Annotated in this window: 7 protein-coding genes; 5 read left to right on the top strand and 2 right to left on the bottom strand. The window is 61.3% G+C overall.

Going from position 1 to position 7,201, the window contains the following annotated elements:
- Positions 1–177: 177 nt before the first annotated feature.
- Positions 178–525 carry a hypothetical protein gene (locus tag VN623_RS01075; RefSeq protein WP_325567228.1) on the bottom strand — a complete coding sequence of 116 codons (348 nt, stop codon included), beginning with the start codon at positions 523–525 and terminating at the stop codon, positions 178–180.
- 438 nt (positions 526–963) lie between these two features.
- Here VN623_RS01075 and rpmI point away from each other — a divergent pair, with 438 nt between their 5' ends.
- The 5 genes from rpmI (at position 964) to VN623_RS01050 (ending at position 6,842) form a co-directional block, all read left to right on the top strand.
- Positions 964–1,164 (top strand): 50S ribosomal protein L35, encoded by a 201-nt coding sequence (gene rpmI / locus VN623_RS01070; protein WP_325567226.1) that lies wholly within the window; start codon positions 964–966, stop codon positions 1,162–1,164.
- A 108-nt stretch (positions 1,165–1,272) separates the two neighbouring features.
- A complete protein-coding gene (rplT, locus tag VN623_RS01065) occupies positions 1,273–1,680 on the top strand; it encodes a 50S ribosomal protein L20 (protein WP_325567224.1) in 408 nt (135 codons plus the stop codon).
- A 169-nt stretch (positions 1,681–1,849) separates the two neighbouring features.
- The gene (pheS, locus tag VN623_RS01060; RefSeq protein WP_325567222.1) at positions 1,850–2,926 is read left to right on the top strand and encodes a phenylalanine--tRNA ligase subunit alpha; all 1,077 of its coding nucleotides are present in this window, start codon (positions 1,850–1,852) and stop codon (positions 2,924–2,926) included.
- A gap of 95 nt (positions 2,927–3,021) precedes the next feature.
- Entirely contained in the window at positions 3,022–5,454 is a 2,433-nt protein-coding gene (gene pheT, locus VN623_RS01055; RefSeq protein ID WP_325567220.1) for a phenylalanine--tRNA ligase subunit beta, read from the top strand.
- Between the two features lie 35 nt (positions 5,455–5,489).
- The gene (locus VN623_RS01050; RefSeq protein ID WP_325567218.1) at positions 5,490–6,842 is read left to right on the top strand and encodes an NAD(P)/FAD-dependent oxidoreductase; all 1,353 of its coding nucleotides are present in this window, start codon (positions 5,490–5,492) and stop codon (positions 6,840–6,842) included.
- 122 nt (positions 6,843–6,964) lie between these two features.
- On the opposite strand, the gene VN623_RS01045 is transcribed toward VN623_RS01050, so the two are convergent.
- Positions 6,965–7,201: peptidoglycan-binding domain-containing protein (locus VN623_RS01045; RefSeq protein WP_325567216.1), on the bottom strand; the 237-nt coding region annotated here is incomplete at its 5' end.

Below are 7,201 nucleotides of genomic sequence, written 5' to 3'. Positions count from 1 at the left end.
GCCGCTTGCCGCCAAAACGATCTCCATGCTGATTTGCTTCGTTGTCCTCTACTTCGTCCGCAGTCGCCTCGTGTTCAACGAGAATGCCGGAAGCTCGGCTGTCGCGTAAAACCAAGGAGCGACCGCGCCGAGGCGCGACCGATGCGCGGCCGCGTCGGTGCACTTTAAAATCGCGGATCAGAAATTGACGTGCTGGATGACGTAACCACCGGCAGCGGCGATGAGACCCGCAACGAGCACGTAGGGCAGGATCGACACCAGCACCATCAGCAGCCCGACAAAGGCTTTCAGGATTTGCTCGGCGGCCGACCACAGCTCGATCGCGGCCCGGTAGAGCACGTAGACGATGGCGACGACGACGATGGCGAGAACCGCGATCTTCCATACTGGCAGACTCTGCCAATCGGATTGGAACGTCGAAATGATCTGGCCGAACGACCATCGCCAAATCAGCTCTACGAACTTGAATATCGCTGTGATGCCCTGCTGCAGCAGGTTTATGATTTGATCGACGATCTGTCTCATGTCCGCGCTTCCCCCCGTGCTTCGATTAGCTAGCAACTCCGGACCGTTGTACTTCGTTCAAGTTTGGCCGTTACGAATTTCGACGGTTTTCTAAGAAAATGCCGCCCGCTGTGGCGGTTTGCGCAACGCTTCCCGAAAATGTTGCGATTTTTCCAGCTCTCTCCTATAACGCGCAGCAGAGCCGCCCGGCGAGGCATGCCGTGGCGGTTCTTATGCTTTTGAAAATCAAGCGGAAACCGCAAAAAGCATCCCTTCGCAGGACCGGCCGTGTCGCAACGGTCGAGAGTGGTCAGGCTGCAAAGCTTGAACACTTCGGCTCGCAAGAGCCGTGGCCACGACTGTGGCCCGCGCCAGGCGCGCCCCAGCGGAGGGATAGGATGTGAAGCGCGTTCAGCGCCAACATCCGGTGCGGCCCGTGGGCGAAAGAGGACAAGCAAAATGCCTAAAATGAAGACCAAGAGCGGCGCCAAAAAGCGCTTCAAGATGACCGGCACCGGCAAGGTTGTAGCGGCGCAGGCGGGCAAGCGTCACGGCATGATCAAGCGGACGACGAAGTTCATTCAGAAGGCGCGCGGCACAGCGGTGCTGAACGATTCTGACGCGAAGATCGTCAAGAAGTACATGCCATACGCCAGGTGAATCCTTGTTGGTCGCATGCGACTCCCCTGTGGGGAGCCGGCCTCGCGCGACGGAGCATTTCACCCGACCCAATCTTGAAGTCGTCTTTTATTTGAGGAGCATTCTCCCATGGCCCGCGTCAAACGGGGCGTCACCGCCCACGCCAAGCACAAAAAAGTTCTGAAAGCAGCGAAGGGCTATTACGGCCGCCGCAAGAATACGATCCGCGTCGCCAAGCAGGCGGTCGAGAAGGCGCAGCAGTACGCCTATCGTGACCGGAAGCGCCGCAAGCGCACGTTCCGCGCCCTTTGGATTCAGCGCATCAACGCCGCGGTGCGCGAGCACGGCCTGACCTACGGCCGATTTATCAACGGTCTCTCGAACCTCGGTCTCGAAGTCGACCGCAAGGTTCTCTCCGACATCGCAATCAACGACCCGGCGGGCTTCAAGGCGCTGGTCGACAAGGCCGCCGCGGCTGCGAGTTCGCCAGTCGCGAAGGCCGACGCCGACAAAGCCAAGACCAAGAAAGCCGCTTAAGCTCGATACCTACTCACACATGTCACCCTCGGGCTTGTCCCGGGGGCCCACCGTGCACAGGTTTCGCACGCGGCTGAAGTTGCGCTACACGAAGCTGCTTCGTAGCAAGCCGAAGAATGGATCCTCGGGACAAACCCGAAGATGGCAGTAGAGCGAGGACGCCATTGTCATGACTGGCTCCAGTCCCGAACTTTCCAAACTCGAACGCGAACTGCTCGCTGAAATTTCCGGCGCCGGTGACCTTGCGGCGCTGGAAGCTGCGCGCGTCGCGACGCTCGGCAAGAAGGGGCGCGTCTCGGAGCTGATGAGCAAACTCGGCGCATTGCCGCCGGAAGAGCGAAAAAGCTTCGGGCAGACCGTCAATATCCTCAAAGGCAAAGTCTCTGACGCGCTCGATGCGCGCAAGGCCGCCCTTGAAACGGCAGCGCTCGATGTTCGATTAAAGACCGAGCGCGCCGACGTGACTTTGCCGGTGCGGCTAGGTCCGGTCGCGGGCGGGCGCATTCATCCTGTCAGCCAAGTGTTCGATGAGGTCGTCGAGATTTTCGCCGACATGGGTTTCGCCGTCGCGGAAGGTCCCGACATCGAAACGGACGAGATGAACTTCGACAAGCTCAACATCCCGGCCGAGCATCCGGCGCGACAGGACCACGACACGTTCTATTTCGCGCCGAAGCCCGACGGCTCGCGGTTGCTGCTACGGACGCACACGAGCCCCGTACAGATCCGCACGATGGTGTCACAAAAGCCGCCGATCCGCATCATTGCGCCGGGTCGCGTCTATCGCTGCGACAGCGATCAGACGCATACGCCGATGTTCCACCAGATCGAAGGCCTCGTCATCGATGAGACGACGCACATGGGACATTTGAAATGGGTGCTGCAGGAATTCTGCAAGGCATTCTTCGAGGTCGATGACGTCAAGATGCGGTTCCGCGCGTCGCACTTTCCATTCACGGAACCGAGCGCCGAAGTCGATATCGGCGCCGAAGCGATCGGCAAGCCGGGTCAATGGCTCGAAATCCTCGGTTGCGGCATGGTACATCCGAACGTCCTGAAGAATTGCGGACTCGATCCTGAAAAATATCAAGGCTTCGCATTCGGCATGGGCCTCGATCGGCTGACGATGCTGAAATACGGCATTCCCGATCTGCGCGCGTTTTTCTCCGGTGACCTGAAATGGCTCAGTCACTACGGCTTCAGCATGCTCGACGTACCGACGCTCGGTGGCGGACTGTCGTCGTGATGGCAAATCCGTGCGCACTCACCCGTCATCCTCGGCCAAGCGCGCGGCTTCCGCGTGTCGAAGGCCGGGGCTCACACGTTCGAGGATGACGAAGTATGAAATTCACGCTTTCTTGGCTCAAGGATCATCTCGACACCAAGGCGTCCATCGATGAGCTGGCGACGACGTTGTCGGCGATCGGGCTCGAGGTCGAAAGCGTCGAAGACCCGGCGAAGGCGCTCGGCGGATTCACGATTGCGCGCATCGTCGAAGCCAAGAAGCATCCGAACGCCGACAAGTTGCAGGTCGTGCAGGTCGAGGTCGCCAAGGGTCAGCCGTTGATGGAAGTCGTCTGCGGCGCACCGAACGCGCGCGCCGGCATGGTTTCAGTATTCGCGCCGCTCGGCACCTACATTCCCGGCTCGAAGATCACACTTGAGAAGAAGCCGGTGCGCGGCGTCGTGTCGAACGGCATGATGTGCTCGTCCGCCGAGCTCGAGCTTTCGGACGACAGCGAGGGCATATTCGACCTGCCGGCCGAATGGGCTTCCCGCATCGGCCAATCCTACATCGACGTAGCCGGCCTCAACGATCCCGTCTTCGAAGTAAAGCTGACGCCGAACCGGCCGGACTGCACGGGCGTGCGCGGCATTGCCCGCGACCTCGCGGCGGCGGGGCTCGGCACGCTGAAACCTGAGCCGAATCTCGGACCGATCAAAGAGACGTTCGAGTGCCGGATTGCGGTGAAACTCGAATTCAGCCCGGAGACGGCGAATGCCTGTCCCGTCTTTGCCGCACGCACGATCAAAGGCGTGAGTAACGGTCCGTCACCGGACTGGCTGCAGAACCGGTTGAAGGCCGTCGGTCTGCGCCCGATCAATGCGCTCGTCGACGTGACGAACTACATCAGCCAGGATCGCGGCCGGCCGCTGCACGTCTACGACGCCGACAAAATCAAAGGTGCGATCCGCGCGCGTCTGGGCAAGCCGGGCGAAAAGTTCTTAGGGCTCGACGGCAAGGAGTACAGCGTCGACGAGACGATGTGCGTCATCGCGGACGATGCGGGGCCGCTCGGCCTCGGCGGCGTCATGGGCGGCGAGAGCACGGGCTGCACCCCGACGACCAAAAACGTGCTGATCGAGAGCGCGTGGTTCGATCCACTCAGAACGGCAGCAACGGGGCGCAAAACGGGCCTCGTGACCGACGCGCGCTATCGTTTCGAGCGAGGCGTCGATCCGGCAACGGTGCGGCCGGGGCTCGATCTCGCGACTGACATGATCCTGAAACTCTGCGGCGGCGAAGCATCGAAAGCCAAGGTCGCGGGAAAAGAGCCGATCGAGGCGCGCGTCATTCCGTTCGATTTCGCGCGTGTCGAAAAGCTGACCGGCGTCAAACTTTCCGATGCCGAAATCTCGAAGACGCTGAAGGCCCTAGGCTTCAAGATCGATGGCAAGCCGAACGCTTCGAAGGTAACCGTGCCGACATGGCGTCCCGACGTTCACGGGGGCGCCGATCTCGTTGAAGAAGTCGTACGCATCGCCGGGCTCGACCGTGTACCAGCGACGCCTTTGCCACGCGCGCACGGCATCACGCGCGCCGTATTGACCGAAAAACAGAAGCGGGCGCGCCGCACACGCCGCCTGCTCGCAAGCCGCGGCTTCGTCGAGGCGGTGACGTGGAGCTTCATTCCGAAAGACCAGGCGACGCATTTCGGTGGGGGTGCCCCATCGCTCGATCTCGCGAATCCGATTTCTACGGAAATGTCGTCGATGCGGCCTGGCCTGCTGGCTGGCCTGCTGACGGCGGTCACCCGCAACCGCAATCGCGGGACTGCCGATGTGGCTCTGTTCGAACTTGGCCAAGCCTATCGCGGCGATAAGCCGGAAGATCAATACTTGAGCGCCGCAGGCGTTCGCGCCGGAACGGCGACGCTCGATGGTGCAGGACGCCATTGGGACGGCAAGGCGGAAGCCGCCGGCCTCTTCGAGGTCAAGGCAGACGTATTCGCCGCGCTTGCCGCGCTTGGGGTCGACGCGAACAAGGCGCAGATCACGCGTGATTGCCCGGCGTGGTACCATCCGGGGCGTTCGGGCACGCTGAGACTGGGACCGAAAACGATCCTCGCGTATTTCGGTGACGTTCATCCCGCGACGCTGAAGGCCCTCGATGTCGAAGCGCCTGTCGCGGCCTTTGAGATCTTCCTCGACACTCTGCCGCCAGAAAGAAAGAAGTCGCGCGCTAAATTGGCGCTTACTGCATCAGATCTATTGCCGGTGACGCGCGATCTGGCGTTCATCGTGCCGAAGGATGTTGCGGCCGGCGATCTCGTCAAGGCGGCGCAGAACGCCGACAAAGGGCTCGTTCGCGTCGTTACCGTCTTCGATGTGTTCGAGGGCGGCAGTCTGGCGGCCGAGGGCAAGAAGTCGATTGCGATTGAAGTCACTATTCAGCCCACGACTGAAACCCTGACCGACCAGGCGATCGAAACGATAACGCAAAAAATCGTTGCAGATGTTAAGAGAGCTACCGGCGGCGAATTACGTTCCTAATTCGCCGGACGTGACTTTGCGCGCATGAGGCCCACATGAATCTCGCTGCACCCGAAGCCGCTTCGACGACTGAGACGAAGCTCCATCGCATCATCATTGTCGGCGGCGGTGCCGGCGGCCTCGAACTTGCAACGCAGCTCGGCGATAAGCTGGGTCGAAAAGGCAAGGCGGAGATCACGCTCGTCGATCGGGCCCGCACGCATATCTGGAAGCCGCTGTTGCACGAGATCGCCGCCGGAAGCATGGACACCGGACGCCATGAGCTGCCCTATCAGGCGCAGGGGCATTGGCACGGCTTCCAATATCGCTATGGCGAGATGATTGGCATCGACCGCGCCAACAAGCGCATTCACCTCGCTCCGACGCACGACGAGGATGGCCGCGAAATTACGCCGGATCGCTGGTTCAGCTATGACACGCTCGTCATTGCCATCGGCAGCATCTCGAGCGACTTCGGCACGCCCGGCGTCAAGGAGCATGCGATCATGCTCGACACGCCCGAACAAGCCGAGAAATTCAATCGGCGCCTGCTCAACGCTTGCGTGCGTGCCTACGCGCAGCCGGGCCCCGTCAGGCCCGGCCAGCTGCACGTTGCCATCATCGGCGCCGGTGCGACGGGCATCGAGCTTTCGGCCGAATTGCATCACGCGGCGCGCGGCCTCGTTGCTTTCGGGCTCGATAAGATCGATCCCGAAAAGGACATCAAGATCACGGTGATCGAAGCTGCGCCACGCATTCTGCCGGCGCTGCCTGAGCGAATTTCAGAGGCCACGAGCAATATTCTGAAGAAGCTCGGCGTCGAGGTTCGCGTCGACAGCCGCGTGACGAGCGTGACCGACCAGGGCGTCAATCTTGCCAACGGCGACTTCATTCCGTCAGAACTTGTGGTCTGGGCGGCAGGCGTCAAAGGACCGGACGTTCTGGCCAAGCTCGATGGCCTCGAGGTCAGCCGCTCCAACATGCTGGTCGTCAAGCCGACGCTACAAACGACACGAGACGACAACATCTTCGTCATCGGCGACGCCGCCTACCTGGTCCAAGATGGTGAGACAGCAGCGGTCCCGCCGCGCGCGCAGGCCGCACATCAGCAATCGACGCACTTGGTGCGCCAGCTTCAACGCCGCATCAACGGCGACAGGCAGCTGACGCCCTTCAAGTATCGCGACTTTGGTTCGCTGGTTTCGCTCGGCAACTATTCGACGGTCGGCAATCTGATGGGCTTCATCTCCGGCAAGTCGATGCGCATCGAAGGCTGGTTCGCGAAAATCATGTATCGCTCGTTGTACAAGATGCACGAAGTGGCGCTGCACGGCCCCATCAAGGTGGCGCTCGATAGCGTCTCGCGTCTGCTGACGCGGCGCACCGAGCCGCAAGTCAAGCTGCACTAGAGCAGCGGCCAATTCGTTTAATCTCGTGGCTGGGCTGGACCTAGCCATACAGAGCCAGGTGAAGAAGACCCCTAACGGGAGACGCGGCCGTGACGTCGTGATCGGATGCCCGGCCGCTCAACTCACTCGAGTGAACTCTGGGTCCGGCCGCGCAGGGCATTCAGCAATTCGGCGGTGGGGTAGCTATCCGCCGGCAGGCCAAACTTAATCTGCATTTGTTTGACGGCCTTGCGCGTGCCGGCCCCTAGCTTGCCGTCGATCTCGCCGACGTCGAGTCCACGCCGCCGTAGGAGTTGCTGCAGCTCCTTGGTCTGCTCATAACTCAACGAGCCGACGTTGCCGCCGCTGGAGCGGCCGAG

It is taken from the genome of Hyphomicrobium sp. (assembly GCF_035572195.1).
GTDB lineage: Bacteria > Pseudomonadota > Alphaproteobacteria > Rhizobiales > Hyphomicrobiaceae > Hyphomicrobium_B.
Note: the sequence above shows the minus strand (reverse complement) of the source record. Positions and strands in the feature narration are given on the sequence as shown.

Coding starts and splice junctions, on each gene's coding strand:
- pheS (WP_325567222.1), top strand. CDS start 1,850: ATGACTGGCTCCAGTCCCGAACTTTCCAAACTCGAACGCGAACTGCTC.
- VN623_RS01075 (WP_325567228.1), bottom strand. CDS start 525: ATGAGACAGATCGTCGATCAAATCATAAACCTGCTGCAGCAGGGCATC.
- pheT (WP_325567220.1), top strand. CDS start 3,022: ATGAAATTCACGCTTTCTTGGCTCAAGGATCATCTCGACACCAAGGCG.
- rpmI (WP_325567226.1), top strand. CDS start 964: ATGCCTAAAATGAAGACCAAGAGCGGCGCCAAAAAGCGCTTCAAGATG.
- VN623_RS01050 (WP_325567218.1), top strand. CDS start 5,490: ATGAATCTCGCTGCACCCGAAGCCGCTTCGACGACTGAGACGAAGCTC.
- rplT (WP_325567224.1), top strand. CDS start 1,273: ATGGCCCGCGTCAAACGGGGCGTCACCGCCCACGCCAAGCACAAAAAA.